This window comes from Methylobacterium goesingense, assembly GCF_022179225.1.
Classification (GTDB): Bacteria; Pseudomonadota; Alphaproteobacteria; order Rhizobiales; family Beijerinckiaceae; genus Methylobacterium; species Methylobacterium goesingense.
Genome location: NZ_BPQL01000155.1, coordinates 1 through 19,879, shown reverse-complemented (window position 1 = coordinate 19,879; position 19,879 = coordinate 1). Strand labels below are relative to the sequence as shown.

Sequence of the window (19,879 nt, the reverse complement as noted above, 5' to 3'; positions counted from 1 at the left end):
TTCGAGAGGGTTGATGCGCGAGCGTCAGAGCTTGGCGACGAGGAGGCCGAGGCCGAAGCCGACGAGGCCAGCCACCAGCAGCGAGGCGTGGGGCCATTCGGCGGATTGGTCGTGACCCTCGCGCAGGTAGCGACGGCCCTGGTCGTAGGCGTCCTCGGCATAGTCGTAGGCCTGGTCGGCGGCATGCCGCACGGTGTCCTTGGCCTGGCCGTACACGTTCTCGGCGGTGCCCAGAGCCTCGCGGGCGCGGCCCTCGAACGAGTCCCGGTTCGAGCCCGTGAGGTCGCCCACGGCGCCCTGCACCTTGCCGCCGAGTTCCTTGACGGCGCCCGTGATGCGATTCGTATCCACCATGATTCTCTTCCTCTTCCGTTGGGTTCTGGTCCGATGGACGTGATGCCGACGGGACGCGCATGGTCCCGGGTCTCAGGACGCCGGTCGTACAGGTCTGCCGAGCGCCGTCCGGGTGGACGCGCCCCCCGCTGCCGATCGTGGTCCGCATGATCGTGGGCACGCGGTTTCAGGGCTGATGTGGTCCGCGACGGGCCCACATCAATAGTAAAAACGTATTAGTCGATGGTTTTTTCTACCCAGGCGAACCGGTGGGAAATCCGTTGTTGCGACCCCACACGATGGCCTCCGAGCGCTTGTGAACGTCGAGTTTGCGGTAGAGCGCGGCGGCGTGGTTGCGCACGGTGTTCTTCGACAGGTTGAGGCGCCCCGCGATCGTGTCGTCCGAGAGCCCGGCGCAGATCAGGTCGAGGATCTGGCGCTCGCGCACGGTCATGTTGGGCGAGACCGTGTCCCCATGCTCGCCGCCCGGCTGGCGCAGGTTGGCGAGCTTCTCGATCAGGCCACGGCTGAACCAGGAGGTGTCGGCCATCACCGCCTCGATCGCCTCGAACAGATCCCGTTCCGTGCGTTTGCGCTCGGTGATGTCTTGCAGGACCAGCAGCGCGAAGGTCTCATCGCCGATCTCGACCCGCTCGGCCGAGACCAGGCAATCGAGGTTGTTCCCGTCCTCGTGCCGGAGGCAGACCTCGAGGCCGAGGACGTAGCCCGTGCGCGCCACCGCCGTCTCGAAGCGGGTCCGCGCGGCCTCGTGCACCCAGAGATCGAGATCGGCCGGCGAGCGGCCCGTGACGGCATCGGCCCCGTAACCGAAGACCCGGGAGAAGGCCTCGTTGACGCCCGTGACGGTGAAGCCCTCCGCGCGCACCAGCAGGGTCGGCACGGGGGTGAGGCGGAAGGCCTTGGCGAAGCGCTCCTCGCTCTGGCGCAGCGCCGTCTCGGCCTTCCGGCGCAGTTCGAGGTCGGCGAAGGTGAACAGCATGCAGGGCTCGTCGCCGAGCTCCATCGGCTGCCCGGCGACGATGACGAAGCGCGAGCCGCCCTCCGGCAGGTCGAGACAGGCCTCCATCTGCGGGATGGTGCCGCCCGCGTTGAGACGGGAGATCGCCAGTTCGCGATTGCGGGCCCCGGCCAGCACGTCGACCTCGTAGACGCTGCGCCCGATCACGGCGTCGCGGGTGTAGCCGGTCATCTCCAGGAAGCCGAGATTGACCTTGACGTGGCGTAGATCCGAGAGCCGGCAGATCACCGCAGGCGCGGGGTTGGCGTTGAAGGTCGTCTCGAAGCGCTCCTCGGCCTCGAACTGCTCGGAGACGTCCTTGAGGATGAGCGCCAGGCAGCTCGGGCGGCCCGCGCGGTCGGTCGCCACGAGGCTCCGCAGGGAATGCACGAACGCGACGTCGGGTTGATCGGTACGCGTGACCTCCACCACGACATCGTGGAAGGTTTCGCCCGAGACCACCCGCTCGATCGGGTAGTGATCGGGGGCGCGGTTGTTGCGGTAGCGCAGGGCGAAGCGCTCGCGGTAGGCGTCCACGGTGGCGCCGAGTTCGTCGAGGGAATCGGCCCCGTGCATCGCGAGCGCCGCCGCGTTGGCGTAGGCGATGGTCTGATCGGGTTCGACCAGGATCACGCCCTCGCTCAGGCCGGCGATGATCTGCCGAAGCTCATGCCTGTCCACCCCGACAACCACCGTCGCACCACCTTCCGCATCGCCTGCATCGGACGGGGTCGTAACGGGGACCCGCCCGGGCAGTTCCGGTACGGAGCGTCGGAGGACTGGTATATTCGGATTACTGACGTGAACGTGATCCACCAGGGCCTGCGGGCCCTAGAACCGCCCCGCCAGGGTCAGGCGCACCGCCGTCGGCTCCAGATGCGTTCCGCGTGCGACCACGGCTGACGGCAGGTCTCCTGGCTCGCGGGTCACCACCCTCTCATCGTCTTCCCATGTAGCGGGCCCCGCCGGAGGTCGCGGGCGGGTGCCGCTACTGGCGCGCGATCCGGCCCGGTCCCGCCACCGGAAGGGTCGGCGCGGCGGCGCTGGTGCCCTCCTTGTAGATGGGCACGATGACCCTGAGCCATCCGCGCGTCTCGCGCCCGCCGTAGTTGCGCTCCGCGATGTCCCGCGTGACGTAGGCCTGCAGGTTCACGGGACCGAAATTGTACCCGACGAGGCCCCCCACCGCGATCTGGCCCTGGCGCTGGTAGCCGGGGAACCGGGTCGGCAGGTCGGTCGACGCGAAGGCCACCGGCCCGACCTCCCATTTGCCGAACTTCTTCGTCGCGGTCAGGTCGATGTTCAGGTAGTCGGGATAGACCCCGCCCTGCGGGGAGACCGGGTCGATGAAGATGCCGTAGAGGAGGTTGGCCGTGAGGTTCAGCCCGTCCCCGGTGTAGCTCGCCGCGAAGCGGTGGCTGAAGGACGTGTTCTGGGTCAGGAAGCGCGTCTCGATGGGCAGGTATCCGCCGAAGAGGTAGCTCACGCCGAACTTGTTGCCGAGGTCCCAGGCGAGCTGGCCGGCGAGCAGGGGCTGGCCGATGCCGCTCTGATAGGGCGTCCCGCGCGGGCTCGAGGCCACCACGGGCTGGATCGCGATGAGGTTCAGGCGGGCCCCGAATAGGGTCCAGGGCGTGGACCAGACGAAGGCCGGCAGGTTGATGTTCGATTCCGAGTCCAGCGGACGGGTGTCGCGGACGCCGAAGCTCGAGGTGTTGACGAAGTAGAGGCCGACGGGAAGCTGGGCGCCGGCGGGCAGGCCGATGGTCTGGCCCGGCTGGGCGGCGGATCCGGCCATCGCCGGGGCCGCCCCGAGGAGCAGGAGCGGGAGGCCGCGCGACAGGCGGCGCAGGAGGGACCGGAAGGCTTTGGACGGGGTCTCGATCTTGGATGGGCTGCGGATCACGCCTGTCTCCCTGGGCCCGGCCGCAACGTGGGATGGCGCCGGGGACGGCACCACGCCGACCGGGCGTGTCCCAGTCAGACGAACGGCCGCCGCGTTTTCATCCGCCCGGTAACGGGGCGGTTCCCGCATGTCGGTGCTCGCCACCTCGCGTGCCGGCCGCTATACGCACCATGACGTGGATGAGCGCCTCCGACGATTCGTCCGGAGCGCCGTCCGTACCCGAGGGAGGGCGGTTCCGCCCGACGACGGGGGCGTCCAAGCCTGCCCGTCTTTAAGCATGTCCGCCCGCTCCTCTCATTGCCCGAGCTGATGCCGCCTCAACTTCTTCTCGCCACCGCCGCGCTCCTGCCCTTCCTCGGCAGCGCGGCCGTGATCTGCCTGCCCGGACACGCCCGCAACGCCGCCGCGCTCCTGGCCGGGCTGGTGATGGTGGCGGCCCTGGGCTGCATCGGCCTGCTCTACCCGGCGGTGGCCGGCGCCAACACCGTAGCCTGGAGCCTGGACTGGCTGCCCACCCTCGGCGTCCAGATCGTGCTGCGGCTCGACGGCCTGTCCTGGCTGTTCGCGGTGCTGGTGCTGGGGATCGGCGCTCTCGTGGTGCTCTATGCCCGCTACTACATGGCGGCCGAGGATCCGGTTCCACGCCTGTTCTGCTACCTGCTGGCCTTCGTGGGCGCGATGCTCGGCATCGTGCTCTCGGGCAACCTGATCCAGCTGGTGGTGTTCTGGGAGCTGACCAGCATCGTCTCGTTCCTGCTGATCGGTTACTGGTCCGACAACGCCTCGGCCCGCGACGGGGCGCGGATGGCGCTCACCATCACGGCGGCGGGCGGCCTCTGCCTCTTCGTCGGCATGGTGCTGATCGGGCACATCGTGGGCAGCTACGATCTCTCGGTGGTGCTCGCCTCGGGCGACGCGATCCGGTCCAGCCCACTCTATCTGCCGGCCCTGGTGCTGGTTCTGGCCGGGGCGCTGACCAAGTCGGCGCAGTTCCCGTTCCACATCTGGCTACCCCGCGCCATGGCGGCGCCGACGCCGATCAGCGCCTACCTGCACTCGGCCACGATGGTGAAGGCCGGCATCTTCCTGATGATCCGGTTCTGGCCGGTGCTCGCCGGCACCGAGAGCTGGTACTGGATCGTGGGCACCGCCGGCATGGTGACGATGCTGGTGGGCGCCTGGAGCGCGATCTTCCAGCACGACCTCAAGGGCCTGCTGGCCTATTCCACGATCAGCCATCTCGGGCTGATCACCCTGCTGCTCGGCCTCGATTCGCCGCTCGCCGTCGTGGCGGCGATCTTTCACACGGTGAACCACGCGACCTTTAAGGCCTCGCTGTTCATGGCCGCCGGGATTATCGACCACGAGACGGGCACGCGGGACATGCGCCGCCTCAGCGGGTTGTGGCGGGCGATGCCCTACACCGCCACCCTGGCGATGGTGGCCGCCGCCGCGATGGCGGGCGTGCCCCTCCTCAACGGCTTCCTGTCCAAGGAGATGTTCCTGGCGGAAGCCGTCGACAACGCGGGCGACCACTGGCTCAACCTCGCCCTGCCGGTGCTGGCGACGTTGGCCTCCGCCTTCACCATGCTCTACTCCGTGCGCTTCATCCGGCAGACCTTCTTCGGGGCCGCCCCTCACGACCTGCCGCACGCACCCCACGAGCCGGTGCGCTGGATGCGCATTCCGATCGAGTTCCTCGTCTTCGTCTGCATCGCCATCGGCCTCGTGCCGAACCTCACGATCGGCCCCTTGCTCGCCGAGGCGGTGCGCGCCGTCCTTGGGCCGCGGACGCCCGACTACGACCTCGCGATCTGGCACGGCTTCAACGCGCCGCTGGCCCTCAGCGTCGTGGCGCTGCTCGGCGGTGTCGCGCTCTACGTCGTGTTCGGGCGGCGGATCAACAGCAATCCCCGGGGCGGCCCCTGGCTGATGGACCGCCTCGATGGCGGCCGGCTCTTCGAGCGCGCAATGACGGGTCTCGTGACCGGGGCACGCGCGCTGGAAGGGCATCTGGGCAGCGAGCGCCTCCAAGTGCAGCTGCGCATTCTCTTTCTCACCGTGCTCCTGGCCGCCGTGCTGGCGGGGGTCGCGCGCGGGCTCGATCTCTTCGCGCCGGGAAACAGCACGGATTTCGATCCCGCCTTCGCGCTGATGTGGGTGGTGGGCGCGGCCTGCGCCGTCGGCGCGGCGGAGCGGGCGAAGTACCACCGCCTGTCCGCCACGATCTTCGTCGGCGGGGCGGGGCTGGTGAGCTGCCTCACCTTCCTCTGGCTCTCGGCCCCCGACCTCGCTGTCACGCAGATCCTGGTCGAGATCGTCACCACGGTGCTGCTGCTGCTGGGCCTGCGCTGGCTCCCCAAGCGCGACGCGGCGATCCCCGCGCCGGCCGCCGAGGTGGTCCGCGCGCGCCGCCGCCGCATCGTCGACCTCTGCATCGCGGGCTTCGCCGGCCTCGGCCTCGCGGGCCTCGCCTACGCGGTGATGACGCGGCCGGCGGTCGACGGCATCGCGCGCTGGTTCGTCGAGGAGGCCTATCCGCGGGCGGGCGGGCGCAACGTGGTCAACGTCCTGCTGGTCGACTTCCGGGCCTTCGACACGCTGGGCGAGATCTGCGTGCTCGGCATCGTCGGGCTCACGGTGTTCGCGCTCCTGCGCCGCTTCCGGCCGGCTTCCGACAGCCTGGGGCGGCCGCGCCAGCAGGTGAGCCACGACGCCTACGACGCGGCCCGCGCCGACCGCAGCCCCGGCGAGACCGCCGCCGACGCCCTGCTCGTCCCCCGCGTGGTGATGACATGGCTCTTCCCCTTCATCGTCCTGCTCGCCCTGCACCTGTTCCTGCGGGGGCACGACCTGCCGGGCGGGGGCTTTGCCGGCGGCATCGCGCTCACCATCGCGTTCATGCTGCAATACATGGCCCAGGGCGCCGAGTGGGTTGAGGCGCGCCTGCGCATCCAGCCGATCGCCTGGATCGGGATCGGCCTGCTGGTCGCGGTCCTGGCCGGCGCGGGCTCCTGGCTGTTCGGGCGCCCGTTCCTCACCGCCTACTTCGCCTATTGGGAGCCGCCGCTGCTGGGCAAGGTGCCGGTGGCGAGCGCGCTGCTGTTCGATCTCGGCATCATGGTCCTGGTGGTGGGCGCGAGCGCGCTTATGCTCGTCGCCCTGGCCCACCAGTCCCTGCGCCGCACGCGCTCCGCCGAGGCCGAAGCGGAGCGGGTCGCCGAGGGGGAGACCGCCTGATGGAGATCGTGCTGTCGCTGGGCATCGGCGTCTTCGCCGCCTCCGGCATCTGGCTGATGCTGCGTCCCCGCACCTTCCAGGTCGTGCTGGGCATCTCGCTGCTGAGCTACGCCGTCAACCTGTTCATCTTCGCCATGGGTCGGCTCACGGTGGGGGCGCCGCCGGTGCTCGGAGCGGCCGCCGAGGTCGTCTCCGTCGACGATCCCGTCCCCCAGGCCCTGGTCCTCACCGCCCTGGTGATCGGCTTCGCACTCACCGCGCTCTTCCTCGTCGTCCTGCTCGCGGCGCGCGGCGTCACCGGCAGCGACCACGTGGACGGACGCGAGCCGCACCAGGCCGAGCCCCACCCCGGGAACCCGCATCCGTGAACCCGCACGCCATGAACTCGCACGCCATGAACTCGCACGCCATGAACTCGCAAGCCATGAACCGGTATCCATGAGTCCGACCGCCCTGAGTGCCCCCGCCGTCAGCGCCTGGGACGACCATCTCGTCGTGCTGCCCGTCGTGCTGCCGATCGCGGTCGCCGGGGTGATGTTCCTGCTCGACGAGCGCCGGCGCCGGCTGAAGGCAGCCCTGAGCCTGGCGACGGTGCTGGCGCTCCTCGCCATCGCCCTCGTGTTGGTCGGACGGGTGGATGCGGGCGCACAGGTCTACCGCCTCGGCAACTGGGCGGCGCCCTACGGCATCGTGCTGGTGGTCGACCGGCTCTCGGCCCTGATGCTGGTGCTCGCCGGGGTGCTCGGGCTGTGCGCCCTCGTCTTCTCCTTCGCCCGCTGGGGGCAGGCGGGGCCGCGCTTCCACGGCCTGTTCCTGCTCCTCCTGATGGGCGTGAACGGCGCCTTTCTCACCGGCGACCTGTTCAACCTGTTCGTGTTCTTCGAGGTGATGCTGGCCGCCTCCTACGGCCTCGTCCTGCACGGCTCGGGCGAGGTGCGGATTCGGGCCGGTCTCGGCTACATCGCCGTGAACCTCGTCGCCTCGCTGTTCTTCCTCGTCGGCGTCAGCCTGATCTACGGCACCATGGGGACCCTCAATATGGCCGATCTCGCCCGGCGCCTCGCGACGCCCGCGAGCGGTGAGCAGGCTCTGTTCGAGGTCGGCTGCGCCGTGCTGGGGCTCGCCTTCCTGATCAAGTGCAGCGCCTGGCCGCTCGGCTTCTGGCTGCCGACGACCTATGCGGCGGCGAGCGCGCCCGCCGCCGCAGTCCTGGCGATCCTGAGCAAGGTCGGCATCTACGTGGTGGTGCGCCTCAGCCTGCTCCTGTTCGGCGCGGGGTCGTCGGCCGGCTTCGGCCAGACCTGGATCCTCGCCGCCGGGCTCGCCACGATGGCCTACGGCACGGTCGGCATCCTGGCCGCCCGGGACCTGACCCGGGCGGCGGGCTACGCCGTGATGATCTCGTCGGGCACGCTTCTGGCGACCCTGGGCACCGGCAGCGGCGGGGCGCTCGCGGGTGCCCTCTATTACCTGTTCGGCTCCACCCTGGCCGCCGGCGCCCTGTTCCTGCTGGCCGAAATCCTCCAGCGGGGCCGCGACCCGGCCCGGGCCGACCAACCCGTCTTCGCCGACGAGTACCGCGATCCCTTCGACGATGCCGGCGCGACCGAGGTCGGCCGCGCCCTCCCGGCGGCGGTGGCCCTCCTGGGAATTGGCGTCCTCCTGTGCACCCTGATGCTCGCCGGCATTCCGCCGCTGGCCGGGTTCGTCGGCAAGCTTGCGATGTTCACCGGGCTGGCCGCGGGCCCGATCACGGCCCCGGCCTGGTGGCTGATCGCCGCCCTGACCCTCTCCAGCTTCGGCACCCTGATGCCCCTGGTGCGCTTAGGGATTCGCAACCTGTGGGTCCCGAGCGACGACCCGCCGCCGGTGCTGCGCTCTACCGAGTTCGCGGCGCTGGCGGGCCTGCTGGCCGTCTGTCTCGCGCTGGCCCTCTGGGGCGGCCCGGCCCTGGCCTATGCGGACGCGACCGTGCGCTGGCTGGAGCAGCCGCAGGATTACGTCCGCGCCGTCCTGGGTGCCGCGCAGGAGGGCGTCCGCCCGTGAGCCGGATCTTGCGCCCGTTCCTGCCCTACCCCCTGCTGTCCGTCGGCCTCGCCGTCACCTGGCTCCTCCTCAACGCGCCCTTGAGTCCCGGCAGCGCCGTGCTCGCCCTCCTCGTCGGATTGACGGTTCCCGCCGTGATGCGGGCGCTGCGGCCCCCCGCCGTGCGGGTGCGCGCGCCGAGCACGCTGGCGCGGCTCCTCGTCGTCGTCCTGTACGACATGGTGCGCTCCAACATCGACGTCGGCCGGATCATCCTCGGGCTGCGCCGCGGCACACGCCGGACCGGCTTCGTGGCGATCCCCCTCGACCTGCGCGAGCCCTTCGGGCTCGCGGTCCTGTCGATCATCCTCACGGCCACGCCCGGCACGCTCTGGGTGCGCTACGATTCCGGCACCGGCCGCCTGCTCCTGCACGTCCTCGATTATACGGACGGGGACGAATGGGTGCGGCGGGTGAAGGACCGCTACGAGCGCCCCCTGATGCAGATCTTCGCGAGAGGGGACAGCGCATGAGCGCCACGACGGTTCTCGACTGGGGCCTCGGCCTCGCGCAAGGCATGCTGGTGCTGGCCATGGCACTCGCCGCGTGGCGGATGCTGCGCGGCCCGCGCGCGCAGGACCGCATCCTCGGCCTCGACACCCTCTATCTCAACGGGATGCTGGCGATCGTGGTCCACGGTATGCGCACCGGCAGCGGCCTCTACTTCGAGGCGGCGCTGATCCTCGGCATGATCGGCTTTACCGCGACGGTGGCGCTGGCCAAGTTCCTGATGCAGGGCGAGGTGATCCAGTGAGCGGCGCAGACCTGCCCGCCTGGGCCGCCTGGCTGGTCGTCGCGCTGGCGATCGCCGGGGCCGGCGTCTCCCTCACGGGGGCTCTCGGGCTCGTCCGCCTGCGGACGTTCTACGAGCGTGTCCACGCGCCGACACTCGGCGCGACCCTGGGCATGGCCCTGATCCTGACGAGTTCGATGGTGCTGCTCTCGCTCCTCGAAGGCCGCCTCGTCCTGCGTGACGCGCTGATCGGCGTGTTCCTCACGATCACGACGCCGGTCACGCTCCTGCTGCTCGCCCGCGCCGCCGCACAGCGGGACCGGCACGAGGGCAATCCCGGCGCGCCGCCCGAGATCTGAGGCGGCCGCATGCAATCGACGGGAGGGTGAGCATGGAGCGCGCGACGACGCACAGGCTCGGGGTGATCGTCTCGGGCGGCTTCTGGGAGCCGTACCAGGCGCTGCTGCCGGAGTTCGTCCGCGACACCGGCATCGCGGTCGAGACGCTCTCGGGCGCTTCCCAGGGGACGGGCCCGAAGACCATCGGCTGGCAACTGGAGCACGGTGCGAGGATCGACGTCGTCGTGCTGTCGCGGGAAGGGCTGGACGAACTGGCGGCAGGCGGCCGCATCCGGGCCGGCTCCGACATGCCCCTGGCGCGCGCGGCCCTGGCCGCAGCCGTCCGCCTGGGAGCTCCCAAGCCCGACATTCGCACCCGCGACGCCTTCCGGCAGACCCTGCTCGACGCCGGCACGGTCGTCATGCCGGGCAGCACCAGCGGCCTGTTCGTGCGGGATGTGGTGTTCCCGCGACTCGGGATCACCGATCGGGTCCGCGCCAAGGTTCTGCCCCGCGGCACGGATTCCACCGCGGCCCTGGCCGCCGGCGAGGCCGACCTCGCCCTTGGGCCCGTGAGCGAACTCGTCGGCCAGCCCGGCATCGAACTCGTCGGACCCCTGCCGGACGCGGTCCAGCTCGTCCAGGTCTTCACCGCCGCGATCGTCGACACCGCGCACCGGATCGCGGAGGCCCGGCGCCTCATCGCCTTCCTGGCCTCGTCCCGGGCGGCGGCCGCGATCCGGCGGTTCGGGATGGAGCCTGCCGGCGCCTCCGCGAAACCCGCTTAGGTCCGAAAGATTCCAAGGGCTTCAGGAGGCCGCCCGCGCAGGGCGGGCTCTGGCCGGCCCATGATCCTGGTTGGGCGGCCGGTGCCGCCCAACCAGGGGATGTCACATGCGCACGATCGCGATCCTCGCCCCTGTCGGCAGCGCTGACCGCCCCGGGCCTCCTGGAGATCAGCGCCCGTCCGCCGGAGGCGTGGAAGGCCCGGCCGGCGGGTGCTTGAGCACCTCCGCGACCTCCTCCCGCGACTTGCCCCGGACCCGGTACCCCATCGCCTCGAAGCGCTCGATGAGCGAGGGGCTCTCGGCCGCCGAGCAGGCGGCCCACTCCGCCAGGGCGGCGTTCATGGCGCTGAGGCGGTCTCCGGGGATCGCGTCCGGGGCGGGCTCGGGATCGGTCATGGGGGCCTCTTGTCCGGTCAGAACACGTGTCGCAGCAGGAAGAACAGGATCCCCGCGAGGGTGATCGCCGCCGGCAGGGTCAGCACCCAGGCCAGCGCCATGTTTCGGACGGTCGCCATCCGCAGGCCCGAGCCGTTGGCCGCCATGGTTCCGGCGACGCCGCTCGAGAGGATGTGGGTCGTCGAGACCGGGAGCCCGTAGAGTTCGGCCAGTCCGATCGTGCCGGCCGCCACCATCTCGGCCGAGGCGCCCTGCGCGTAGGTGAGGTGGGTCTTGCCGATCTTCTCGCCCACCGTGACCACGATGCGTTTCCAGCCGACCATGGTGCCGAGCCCGAGGGCCAGGGCGACGCAGACCTTCACCCAGGTCGGGATGTAGCGCGTGCCGTCGTTGAGGAGCCCGGTATAGGATTTGAGTGTGGTGGTTTCCGCTTCGGAGAAGGCGGCGCCGGTCTTCGGCAGCAGGCGGATTGCGTCGGAGGCGAGGTACATGTCGTTGCGCAGGTTGGATGTCTGGGCCGCCGGGACCCGCTTGATCGCCCCGTAATTCTCGACGTTCGCGGCGATGTCGGCCGACAGGGTGGCGAGGGCCGCGTAGACTGTGGGCTGGTTCAGCTCCTTGGAGCGCAGTGCTTCCGCCACCTGCCTGCGGGCCGCTGCCGCGTCGGGCTGGGCGCCGCTGCCCGCATGGCTTGCGAACACCGCCCACGCGCTCTGCGAGGCCGCGACGAAGGCCGGGGTGGTGTCGTCGGCCATGGTGCGGTTCAGCGCATAGGCGGTCGGCGCCGCACCGATGAGGATGAGCATGATCAGACCCATGCCCTTCTGCCCGTCGTTGCCGCCGTGGAAGAACGACACCAGGGTGCAGGTCAGGATCAGCGTTCCGCGGATCCAGAGCGGGGGCGGCGCCTCGCCCTCGGGCGCCGCGTAGAGATCCTTGCGCCGCACGGTGGCCTTGAGGGCGAGCAGCAGCAGGGCGGCGGCGACGAACCCGCAGACCGGGCTGAACAGCAGGGCCTTGAACACGCCGAGCGCCTGCGCCCAGTCCACCCCGGAGGTCGCGGAGCCCTCGGGCGCCATGAGCTGGTTGGCGAGACCGACGCCGATGACCGAGCCGATCAGGGCGTGCGACGAGGAGTTCGGCAGGCCGAAGGCCCAGGTGCCGAGGTTCCACAGGATGGCGGCGATCAGCAGCGCGAAGATCATCGCGTAACCGGCGCCGGAGCCGACCTGGAGGATCAGTTCCACGGGCAGCAGGGTGACGATGGCGTAGGCCACCGCGCCCGAGGAGAGCAGCACCCCGAGGAAGTTGAAGGCCCCCGACCAGATCACCGCCACGAGGGGCGGCATCGAATGGGTGTAGATCACGGTCGCGACCGCGTTCGCCGTGTCGTGGAAGCCGTTCACGAACTCGAAGCCGAGGGCGATCAGCAGCGCGAGCCCGAGGAGGACGAAGGCGCCCACCGCCAGGGGTTCCTGGTGGACCGCGTTCATGTCGGCCACGAGGCTGACCACCGCGTAGGTCAGACCACCCACGAGGACCAGCAGGAAGGCGATGACGCCGCCCGGATGGATGCGGTGGTCCATGCGCGGCCCACGCCGGGGCGCCGCCTCCCGCGTCGGTCCGTCCGGCATCGCGGCAGCGTCGGGCAGGGCAGCGTTGGACATGAAGGTTCCCGGGTGTCGGTCAGACAATCGCCCGTGCGCTATGCCCGAAGTGATACAGGCATGTGACAGGGCGCCGCAAGCCGCACGGATTCGGGATTAGAACACCGTCTCTCGACGTAGTGGGCTGGGTGTCGGTCGGGTCGCGGCGTCGTCAAGGCGTCAGACGGATGCGGCATAGCGTGGTCGTTCCGGAGGGAGTCTCCAAACCATGTCCCGGTCGTCCCGTTCGAGCCTGACCCGTCGCCCGTTCCTGGCCGGTGCCGCCGCCGGCCTCGCGGGCCTCGGCAGCGGCGTGTTCCGCCCCGGCCTTAGCCGGGCCGCCGACCGCCCGGTCCTCACCCATGGCCTGCAATCCGGCGACGTCGACGCCACCTCCGCCATCGTCTGGGCACGGGCCGACCGGCCCTGCCGGGCGCTGATCGAGTGGGCAACCACCGAGCGCTTCGCGGAGATCCGTGGCGGCGTTTTCGCGGATGCGCTGCCGGTGAGCGACGGCACCGTGAAGGTCGCCCTGACGGACCTGCCGCCGGGTCAGGACGTGTTCTACCGGGTCCACTTGCAGGATCTCGCCGCGCCCACCATCCTCGGCGAGCCCCAGGTCGGGCGCTTCCGCACAGCGCCCGCCGAGAGCCGCTCGGTCTCGTTCTGCTGGTCCGGCGACACGGCCGGCCAGGGCTGGGGCATCGACGAGGCCCGCGGCGGCATGACGATCTACGCGGCCATGCTGCGGAACCGACCGGACTTCTTCCTGCATTCCGGCGACACGATCTACGCCGACGGCCCGATCGCGCCCGAGGTGCGCCTGCCCGACGGCACCCTCTGGCGCAACCGCGTCACCGAGGCGGTGTCGAAGCCGGCCGAGACCCTGGAAGAGTTTCGCGGGCGCTACCGCTACAACCTCACCGACGCCAACGTCCTGGCCCTCAACGCCGAGGTCCCGATCCTCGCGCAGTGGGACGACCACGAGGTCACCAACAACTGGTGGCCGGGGGAGCCCCTGACCCGGGCCGAGCACCTGCGCAAGGCCTATCGGGACCCCAACGTGCTCGCCCTCCAGGTCCGGGCCACGCGCGCGTTCCACGAATACATGCCGATGCGCTTCGCGCCCTCGGAGCCCGGCCGCGTCTACCGGACGATCGCGTACGGTCCCCTGGTCGACGTCTTCATGCTCGACATGCGCTCCTATCGCGGGCCGAACGGGGAGAACCGGGAGGACGCCTACGGACCGGAGTCCCACTTCCTCGGGCCGGTTCAGCTCGCCTGGCTCAAGCGCGCGCTGCGTGCCTCCCGCGCGACGTGGAAGGTGATCGCCGCCGACATGCCCCTCGGGCTCGTCGTGCCGTACGATTCCGACCGGCGGTTCGGCTCCGAGGGGATCGCACAGGGGGATGGGCCGCCGCTCGGCCGGGAGCTCGAAATCGCCGATCTCCTGCGCTTCCTGCGGGATTCGGCGATCCGAAACACGGTCTGGCTCACCGCCGACGTGCACTACGCAGCAGCCCATTATTACGACCCGAACCAAGCCCGGTTCCAGGATTTCGAGCCGTTCTGGGAATTCGTCGCCGGCCCGCTGCATGCCGGGACCTTCGGACCCAACGCTCTCGACGACACGTTCGGGCCCCAGCTGCGCTTCGTGAAGGCGCCGCCGAAGGGGCAGGTGAACCTGTCTCCGGCGGCCGGCTACCAGTTCTTCGGCCATGTCGCCGTCGACGGCGGCACCGAGCAGATGACCGTGACCCTGAAGGACGCCGCCGACACCGCGCTCTGGTCCGTGACCCTTGATCCGGTGCGCGGCTGACGCCGCACGGGATCCGCTAGAGCATTTTCGGTGAGCCCTGGATCACCGAAAATGCTCTATCTTATTGCGGGGTCACATTTTCTTCACGCGAGCCGGCATCCACCTCGCTTGAAAATGCTCGAATGCGTCAGCGGGCGGCCCGGTCGGCCGGCCCGCGGAAGGCGAGGAGCAGTTCCTGGAGGTCGCATTCCTGAACCAGGGCCGCGGCGTCCTCGGCCGGATACCAGCACCGCCGGCGCTGCTTGTGCTCGGGCCAGCGCTTGCGCTCCTCGATCACCCGGAGGGGATAGACCGTCACCGCGCAGGCCAGCGCGCTGCCGTCCGCCAGCCGCTTGTCGTAGCGGTAGCGGCCGATCGCCTTCTTGCCGATCCGGCCTTTCAGCCCGGCCTCCTCGAAGGCTTCCTGCTCGGCGGCGCGGTGGTCCTTGCGGCCGCGCATGGGCCAGCCCTTCGGGATGATCCACCGCTTGGTCTCCCGGGAGGTGACCAGCAGAATCTCGGGTCGGCCGTCGGCATCCAGCCGGAACGGCAGCGCGGCGATCTGGGGGCGGGGCGTACGCTTCTTCAGCTTCGTGTCCTCGGCGGTCCCCGCATGCCATTTCGGCAACGATACGCCGCAACCGATGGGGCCGCATTGGTTTGGTTCAACAGCGCGCGCAAAATCCCGCGCGGCTCGACCGGCCTGGGACAACGCGGAGGCCCGCGGCCGGTGCCCTTGTGTTTGGCCCTGTTGTGCGTCACGAAGCCGCCCTCGCAACTGCCTTCAGGTCCTGCATGGCGATCGAGATCGAGCGCAAGTTCCTCGCCCATCGGGCCGTGCTGGAGCATTGCCGGGCCGGTGTCGATATCGTGCAGGGCTACCTCTTCACGGATGCCGAGAACACGGTGCGGGTGCGGCGCCTGGGCGAGCGCTACTTCCTCGCCTGGAAGGGCCGGCGCCAGGGGCCGTCCCGCCGGGAAGTGGAGCGGGAGATCGAACCCGGGACCGGCGCGGCGATGCTCGCCATGATTCCTGCCCGGAGCCGGGTCGAGAAGACCCGCCACCGCATCGCGGCACACGGTCATGTCTGGGAGGTCGACCTCTTCGGCGGCGCCTTGAGCGGTCTGATCCTGGCCGAGGTCGAACTCGGCCATGCGGATGAGCCGGTCGTGCTGCCGGACTGGGTCGGCCGGGAGGTGACCGCGGACGAGCGCTACCGCAACTCGCGCCTGGCGGCGTACGCGCTCCGGTCCCCGCCGATCGCGGACCGACGCCGGGCGCTTCACCCCCACGCTCAGCGCGCCCCGGATTCCCCGATGAGTGCCTCCGTCCGCCCCCGCAGGGCCTGGAGGCTGCGGTAGCCGACCGAGGTCGCGACCTGGCGCGGCGCCCGGCCATCGGCCGCCAGCGCGAGCGCGCGCACCACCCGGGCTCTGGCGCGCCACTGCCCGAAGCTCAGGCCCGTTTCCCGGCGAAACCCGCGCGTCAGGGTCCGGCGGCTCAGGCCCGCCTGATCGGCCCAGGCATCGAGGTCGAGGGCGAAGGCCGGATTGTCGATCAGCCCGAGGCAGATCCGCCGGAGACGGGCGTCGCGCGGCAGGGGCAGCGTCAGCCGGGTCTCGGGCGCTTTAGCGATCTCGTCGAGGACGAGGGCGGCCAGATGCCCGCCGCGCCCGGCCTCGTCGTAGAGGACGGGCTCGCCCGTGAGGGCCACCAGGGCGGCGGCCAGGAGGGCCGAGACCTCGATGACGCGGGCGCGCACCGGAAAGCCGGCGATCGCCTCCACCGCGAGGTAGGCCGAGCACATCGCCACGTCGCCGTGCATGACCACCGCGTGCGGGAGGCCGGGGGGAATCCACAGGGCATGGCCCTCCGGCACCACCCAGGTTCCGTCCTCGGCGGTGGCCATCATGAGGCCGGCTGTGGCGTAGAGGAGTTGCGCGCGTGGGTGGTGGTGCCGGTCCGTGCGGCTGCCCGCCGTGAAGGTCTTGGGCATCACCGCGACGGCGCGGGGGACCGCCTGGTAATCCTCGGCCCGGATCGAACGCATGGCGCCCTCCTCTGCACGCTCCTGCCTGGCCCGATCGCGTACACCTTCGACCCGACGGCGTTCAACGGGTCATGTAGGCAGGATCCGCCCCGCGGAGATGCCTGCCCATGGATGCCGACACCCTGTCCCGCCGCACCCTGCGCTTCGTCAACGTGGCGCATGCCCTCGATCACTTCGTCCTTTTGATCTACCCGACCGCCGTCCTCGCCATCGCGGCGCAGACGGGCCTGAGCTACGGCGAGCTGATCACGCTCGCCACCGGCGCCTTCGTGGCCTTCGGCCTCTGCGCCCTGCCCATGGGCTGGCTCGCGGACCGGTTCGGGCGCCGGACCATGCTGGCGATCTTCTTCTTCGGCTACGGTCTCTCCTGCCTCGGGGTGGCGAGCGCGGGCAGCCGGACGGCCTTCATGGTCTGGCTCTGCGTGCTGGGGCTGGCCTCGGCGATCTACCATCCCGTCGGCTCGACCATGCTGGTGACGCATGCCCGGCGCCTCGGGCGCGATCTCGGGGTGAACGGCGTCTGGGGCAATGTCGGGGCCGCCACGGCCTCGGGCGTGACGGCGCTCCTGGCCTCGGGATTCGGGTGGCAGGCGGCCTTCGTGGTGCCGGGCCTGTTCTGCCTTGCCTGCGGCACGGCGTTCCTCGCCCTCGTGCCCGGCGACGGCGACGGATCTCAGGCCAAGGCCGGGACGAAGCCCGTCCTCTCGGTCGCGCGCCCGATTCCCCTCCTCATCGTGTTCGTCTGCGCGATCATGGCGGGCGGGATGACCTTCAACATCACCACGATCGCCCTGCCCAAGGTGGTCGATGAGCGCGTCGGCGACGGGCTGCCCCTGATGCTGATCGGGTCGGTCGCCACCCTGGTCTTCGCGTTCGGGGCCCTGACTCAGCTGCTGATGGGGCGCCTGATCGACCGCTACAGCCTGCCGGTCCTCTTCCTCGGCCTGTCCCTCCTGCAACCGCTCGGCCTCGGCCTCGCGGCGGTGAGCACGGGCCTGCCCCTCCTCATCGGCCTCGTCCTGACGATGGCGGCGCTCTACGGTCAGGTCGTCATCAACGACGCGATGGTGGCCCGCTACGTCCCCCCGGTCTATCGCGCCAGGGCCTACAGCGTGCGTTACTTCCTCGGCTTCACGGTGAGCGGGTTCGTGGTGCCGCTGATCGCGCTCCTGCACGACCGGGGCGGGTTCGGATTCGTGCTGGGGGTCGCGGCAGGGTTCGGCGCCGTCATCGTCGCCGCGGCGCTCGGCTTCTTCCTGCTCACGCGCCGCGAGGCGGCGCGCAGCCTGGCGGCGGCGGAGTAGGACGCCGGTCCAGGCGGGTTCAGGCCGGGATCGGGCGCGCCGCGTCCGGCCGGCGCGCGCCGAGGCCCGGCACGAACAGCCCGGTCGCGGCATCGTCGCGGGCCTTCGACCATTGCCAGAATGCCCGGTCCAGGTCGTGCAGCGGCACCCCGCAGGCGCAGGCCAGATCGCGGCAGTACCCGAGATAGGCTAGGTAGAGGTCCAGGGGCATCGAGGCCCGGGCGCCGATATCCAGGGGGCCGCAGCCCAGCGCCCGGAATCCCCTGGGGTCGAGCACCGAGTAATGCTCGGGCCGGATCGCCGCCAGGATCGCCGAGGCCACCGGCACGGCGACGCCGGAGAGCCCGACCAGGACCGCGACCGCCGCGCGCGGCGTCGTGGCGAGCAGGGCGGTCCGCAGGGCATCGGCCACCTCCTCGTCGCTGTTGCGCAGGGGCCGGCTGCGACCGCGGTCATTCACCTTCCAGGTCAGGATCGGTGCGAGGTGGTCGCGGCTGAAATCCCCCGCGCGAATGCGGGCGCCGGCCGCGAAGGCTGCCCGCTCCCGTGCGTCGAGCCTGTAGGCGCCGGCGAGGCGCGGAATCTCGGAGGCCGGGAACTGCAGATCCAGGGACAGGGCGGCGTCGCGGGCCGTGCGGCTCCGTCCGGATGCGCCTCGCGCCATCCATCGCGATGTAAGCCCGGTGCGTTCCGCCGAAGCGTCGCCGACAGAGCGGACCGTCTCCATGAAGCCTCCTCGCCGAAGCGAGCCCAATCGTCCCGCTCGAAACATCGTTATACGAGGTTTCGAGGCATCACATAGCGTTTTGCGACATATATGGACGGCAGGAACGTCGCGCCGGGGCGAGCGACGACCTCCAGCGACGATTTCCGAGGCGAGGCGCGTTCGCGGGGCCGTTCAGGTCCGATCCGGCACCTGAACCGTCCAGGGCTCGTCGAAGACGAACTCCTCGAGGTTCGACCCGGGCCCGCCCCGGTCGATCACGAGGAAATCCTGAGCCTCGCCCAGGGGGGTGAGGACGCCGTGCCAGGTATTGATGGCGTAGCAGACACCCTGGCCCGGCGCGGTAAGGAAGGCCCGGGGCCGGCCGGGCCTGCCGTCCTCGTCCGGGCAGACCGTGACAAGGAAGGGCGCGGCGTTCAGGGGCACGAAGGCCTGGGCGCCGAGGGGGTGACGCTCCACGAGTCCGAGGGACAGCGGCAGCGCGTAGGGCTCGGCCTCGACATGACCGATCACCACCCGGCTCCCGCCCCCTGAGACCACCACCTCGGCGAGGTCGTGGAAGCGGCGGGCCTTGCCGGCATTCATCGGGCGCGGGTCCACGGCGTCCTTGTCGATCACCGTGCCGAACGGGGCGAAGGCCTCGGCGGTCAACGGCTCGGCGACGATCCGGCGCCCGCTCATCGGGCGGCCCGGGCGGGTGCGAGGGGGGCGTGTCGGTTGACGTCCTTGAAGAGCAGGTAGCGGAAGGGTTCGGGTCCGCCGGCGTAGCAGGCCTGGGGGCAGAAGGCGCGCAGCCAGAGGAAGTCGCCGGCCTCGACCTCGACCCAGTCGCGGTTGAGCCGGTAGACCGCCTTGCCCTGGAGCATGAACAGGCCGTGCTCCATCACGTGGGTCTCCTCGAAGGGGATCGAGGCGCCCGGGCGGAGGGTGACGATGTTGACGTGCATGTCGTGGCGCACGTCGTCGGCGGCCACGAAGCGGGTGGTGGCCCAGGCGCCGTCCGTGCCCGGCATGGCCGCGGGGGTGATCTCGGACTCGTGGGTGACGAAGGCCGGCGGGAGCGCGATGCCCGGCACCCGCGCGTAGGCCTTGCGGATCCAGTGAAAGCGGGCGGGCTCGGCCGCGTCGTTGCGCAGGCTCCAGGCGGCGCCCGGCGGCAGGAAGGCGTAGCTGCCCGGCTTGAGATCGTACGTGGTGCCGTCGAGGACGAGGCGGGGCTGGCCGCCGACCACGAACAGCACGCCCTCGGCCTCCGGGTCGGGCTCCGGCGCCTGGCTGCCGCCGCCTTGCCCGACCTCCATGAGGTACTGCGCGAAGGTCTCGGAGAAGCCCGAGAGCGGGCGCGACAGCATCCAGGCGCGGGTGCCCTCCCAGAAGGGCAGCACCGAGGTGACGATGTCGCGCATCACGCCCTTCGGGATGACCGCGTAGGCCTCCGTGAACACGGCCCGGCCGGTCATCAGCGCGGTCTGGGGCGGCAGGCCGCCGCAGGGCGGGTTGTAGGGCGAGGCGGTCATCC

20 protein-coding genes are annotated in these 19,879 nt (G+C 70.7%); 10 read left to right on the top strand and 10 right to left on the bottom strand.

Annotated features, from left to right (window positions below; genetic code table 11):
- Window positions 1-24: 24 nt before the first annotated feature.
- From MFF30_RS21965 to MFF30_RS21955, 3 genes are all read right to left on the bottom strand, one after another.
- Complete coding sequence (locus MFF30_RS21965) at window positions 25-354, bottom strand: CsbD family protein (RefSeq protein ID WP_238282143.1); 330 nt, start codon at window positions 352-354, stop codon at window positions 25-27.
- Window positions 355-586: 232 nt separating this feature from the next.
- Window positions 587-2,044 (bottom strand): helix-turn-helix transcriptional regulator, encoded by a 1,458-nt coding sequence (locus MFF30_RS21960; protein ID WP_238282141.1) that lies wholly within the window; start codon window positions 2,042-2,044, stop codon window positions 587-589.
- Between the two features lie 295 nt (window positions 2,045-2,339).
- On the bottom strand, window positions 2,340-3,149 hold the full coding sequence (locus MFF30_RS21955; RefSeq protein WP_238282185.1) for a transporter: 810 nt from the start codon (window positions 3,147-3,149) through the stop codon (window positions 2,340-2,342).
- A gap of 417 nt (window positions 3,150-3,566) precedes the next feature.
- On the opposite strand from MFF30_RS21955, the gene MFF30_RS21950 reads away from it, so the two are divergent.
- From MFF30_RS21950 to MFF30_RS21920, 7 genes are all read left to right on the top strand, one after another.
- Window positions 3,567-6,497, top strand: coding sequence for a monovalent cation/H+ antiporter subunit A (locus MFF30_RS21950; protein WP_238282139.1), 2,931 nt, complete (start codon window positions 3,567-3,569; stop codon window positions 6,495-6,497).
- Window positions 6,497-6,865, top strand: a complete 369-nt coding sequence (locus tag MFF30_RS21945) for a Na+/H+ antiporter subunit C (protein WP_238282137.1) — start codon at window positions 6,497-6,499, stop codon at window positions 6,863-6,865. The genes MFF30_RS21950 and MFF30_RS21945 overlap by 1 nt, the downstream gene beginning before the upstream one ends.
- A gap of 70 nt (window positions 6,866-6,935) precedes the next feature.
- The gene (locus tag MFF30_RS21940; RefSeq protein WP_238282136.1) at window positions 6,936-8,543 is read left to right on the top strand and encodes a monovalent cation/H+ antiporter subunit D; all 1,608 of its coding nucleotides are present in this window, start codon (window positions 6,936-6,938) and stop codon (window positions 8,541-8,543) included.
- The gene (locus MFF30_RS21935; RefSeq protein ID WP_373320976.1) at window positions 8,540-9,055 is read left to right on the top strand and encodes a Na+/H+ antiporter subunit E; all 516 of its coding nucleotides are present in this window, start codon (window positions 8,540-8,542) and stop codon (window positions 9,053-9,055) included. Before MFF30_RS21940 ends, MFF30_RS21935 begins: the two co-directional genes overlap by 4 nt.
- Entirely contained in the window at window positions 9,052-9,336 is a 285-nt protein-coding gene (locus tag MFF30_RS21930) for a K+/H+ antiporter subunit F (RefSeq protein WP_055957555.1), read from the top strand. The genes MFF30_RS21935 and MFF30_RS21930 overlap by 4 nt, the downstream gene beginning before the upstream one ends.
- On the top strand, window positions 9,333-9,674 hold the full coding sequence (mnhG, locus tag MFF30_RS21925) for a monovalent cation/H(+) antiporter subunit G (RefSeq protein WP_238282135.1): 342 nt from the start codon (window positions 9,333-9,335) through the stop codon (window positions 9,672-9,674). Before MFF30_RS21930 ends, mnhG begins: the two co-directional genes overlap by 4 nt.
- Window positions 9,675-9,706: 32 nt before the next feature.
- The gene (locus tag MFF30_RS21920; protein WP_238282134.1) at window positions 9,707-10,441 is read left to right on the top strand and encodes a substrate-binding domain-containing protein; all 735 of its coding nucleotides are present in this window, start codon (window positions 9,707-9,709) and stop codon (window positions 10,439-10,441) included.
- 168 nt (window positions 10,442-10,609) lie between these two features.
- Here the strand turns inward: MFF30_RS21920 and MFF30_RS21915 are convergent, their stop codons facing one another.
- On the bottom strand, window positions 10,610-10,837 hold the full coding sequence (locus MFF30_RS21915; RefSeq protein WP_238282133.1) for a hypothetical protein: 228 nt from the start codon (window positions 10,835-10,837) through the stop codon (window positions 10,610-10,612).
- A gap of 17 nt (window positions 10,838-10,854) precedes the next feature.
- Complete coding sequence (locus tag MFF30_RS21910; RefSeq protein ID WP_373320978.1) at window positions 10,855-12,489, bottom strand: inorganic phosphate transporter; 1,635 nt, start codon at window positions 12,487-12,489, stop codon at window positions 10,855-10,857.
- Window positions 12,490-12,712: 223 nt separating this feature from the next.
- Between MFF30_RS21910 and MFF30_RS21905 the strand changes: the two genes are divergently transcribed.
- Window positions 12,713-14,302: an alkaline phosphatase D family protein gene (locus tag MFF30_RS21905; RefSeq protein ID WP_238282132.1), complete on the top strand. Its 1,590-nt coding sequence runs from the start codon at window positions 12,713-12,715 to the stop codon at window positions 14,300-14,302.
- Between the two features lie 127 nt (window positions 14,303-14,429).
- Here the strand turns inward: MFF30_RS21905 and MFF30_RS21900 are convergent, their stop codons facing one another.
- The gene (locus MFF30_RS21900; protein WP_238282131.1) at window positions 14,430-14,909 is read right to left on the bottom strand and encodes an NUDIX hydrolase; all 480 of its coding nucleotides are present in this window, start codon (window positions 14,907-14,909) and stop codon (window positions 14,430-14,432) included.
- Between the two features lie 167 nt (window positions 14,910-15,076).
- Between MFF30_RS21900 and MFF30_RS21895 the strand changes: the two genes are divergently transcribed.
- Window positions 15,077-15,643, top strand: a complete 567-nt coding sequence (locus tag MFF30_RS21895) for a CYTH domain-containing protein (protein WP_238282130.1) — start codon at window positions 15,077-15,079, stop codon at window positions 15,641-15,643.
- On the opposite strand, the gene MFF30_RS21890 is transcribed toward MFF30_RS21895, so the two are convergent.
- Window positions 15,577-16,332: a helix-turn-helix domain-containing protein gene (locus tag MFF30_RS21890; RefSeq protein WP_238282129.1), complete on the bottom strand. Its 756-nt coding sequence runs from the start codon at window positions 16,330-16,332 to the stop codon at window positions 15,577-15,579. The genes MFF30_RS21895 and MFF30_RS21890 overlap by 67 nt on opposite strands.
- Before the next feature lie 107 nt (window positions 16,333-16,439).
- On the opposite strand from MFF30_RS21890, the gene MFF30_RS21885 reads away from it, so the two are divergent.
- Window positions 16,440-17,636 carry an MFS transporter gene (locus MFF30_RS21885; RefSeq protein WP_238282127.1) on the top strand — a complete coding sequence of 399 codons (1,197 nt, stop codon included), beginning with the start codon at window positions 16,440-16,442 and terminating at the stop codon, window positions 17,634-17,636.
- Between the two features lie 19 nt (window positions 17,637-17,655).
- Here MFF30_RS21885 and MFF30_RS21880 read toward each other — a convergent pair whose 3' ends face one another.
- The 3 genes from MFF30_RS21880 to MFF30_RS21870 all read right to left on the bottom strand — a co-directional run bounded on the left by MFF30_RS21880 (window position 17,656) and on the right by MFF30_RS21870 (window position 19,877).
- On the bottom strand, window positions 17,656-18,300 hold the full coding sequence (locus MFF30_RS21880; protein WP_238282125.1) for a hypothetical protein: 645 nt from the start codon (window positions 18,298-18,300) through the stop codon (window positions 17,656-17,658).
- A 234-nt stretch (window positions 18,301-18,534) separates the two neighbouring features.
- The gene (locus MFF30_RS21875; protein ID WP_238282123.1) at window positions 18,535-19,041 is read right to left on the bottom strand and encodes an ureidoglycolate lyase; all 507 of its coding nucleotides are present in this window, start codon (window positions 19,039-19,041) and stop codon (window positions 18,535-18,537) included.
- Window positions 19,038-19,877 (bottom strand): bifunctional allantoicase/(S)-ureidoglycine aminohydrolase, encoded by an 840-nt coding sequence (locus tag MFF30_RS21870; RefSeq protein ID WP_238282122.1) that lies wholly within the window; start codon window positions 19,875-19,877, stop codon window positions 19,038-19,040. Before MFF30_RS21870 ends, MFF30_RS21875 begins: the two co-directional genes overlap by 4 nt.
- Window positions 19,878-19,879 lie beyond the last annotated feature (2 nt).

Excerpts from the sequence above, each read along its gene's own strand:
- MFF30_RS21965 (WP_238282143.1), bottom strand. The coding sequence starts at position 354 with ATGGTGGATACGAATCGCATCACGGGCGCCGTCAAGGAACTCGGCGGC.
- MFF30_RS21955 (WP_238282185.1), bottom strand. The coding sequence starts at position 3,149 with ATGGCCGGATCCGCCGCCCAGCCGGGCCAGACCATCGGCCTGCCCGCC.
- MFF30_RS21950 (WP_238282139.1), top strand. The coding sequence starts at position 3,567 with ATGCCGCCTCAACTTCTTCTCGCCACCGCCGCGCTCCTGCCCTTCCTC.
- MFF30_RS21945 (WP_238282137.1), top strand. The coding sequence starts at position 6,497 with ATGGAGATCGTGCTGTCGCTGGGCATCGGCGTCTTCGCCGCCTCCGGC.
- MFF30_RS21940 (WP_238282136.1), top strand. The coding sequence starts at position 6,936 with ATGAGTCCGACCGCCCTGAGTGCCCCCGCCGTCAGCGCCTGGGACGAC.
- MFF30_RS21930 (WP_055957555.1), top strand. The coding sequence starts at position 9,052 with ATGAGCGCCACGACGGTTCTCGACTGGGGCCTCGGCCTCGCGCAAGGC.
- MFF30_RS21920 (WP_238282134.1), top strand. The coding sequence starts at position 9,707 with ATGGAGCGCGCGACGACGCACAGGCTCGGGGTGATCGTCTCGGGCGGC.
- MFF30_RS21915 (WP_238282133.1), bottom strand. The coding sequence starts at position 10,837 with ATGACCGATCCCGAGCCCGCCCCGGACGCGATCCCCGGAGACCGCCTC.
- MFF30_RS21905 (WP_238282132.1), top strand. The coding sequence starts at position 12,713 with ATGTCCCGGTCGTCCCGTTCGAGCCTGACCCGTCGCCCGTTCCTGGCC.
- MFF30_RS21895 (WP_238282130.1), top strand. The coding sequence starts at position 15,077 with ATGGCGATCGAGATCGAGCGCAAGTTCCTCGCCCATCGGGCCGTGCTG.
- MFF30_RS21890 (WP_238282129.1), bottom strand. The coding sequence starts at position 16,332 with ATGCGTTCGATCCGGGCCGAGGATTACCAGGCGGTCCCCCGCGCCGTC.
- MFF30_RS21885 (WP_238282127.1), top strand. The coding sequence starts at position 16,440 with ATGGATGCCGACACCCTGTCCCGCCGCACCCTGCGCTTCGTCAACGTG.
- MFF30_RS21880 (WP_238282125.1), bottom strand. The coding sequence starts at position 18,300 with ATGGCGCGAGGCGCATCCGGACGGAGCCGCACGGCCCGCGACGCCGCC.
- MFF30_RS21875 (WP_238282123.1), bottom strand. The coding sequence starts at position 19,041 with ATGAGCGGGCGCCGGATCGTCGCCGAGCCGTTGACCGCCGAGGCCTTC.
- MFF30_RS21870 (WP_238282122.1), bottom strand. The coding sequence starts at position 19,877 with ATGACCGCCTCGCCCTACAACCCGCCCTGCGGCGGCCTGCCGCCCCAG.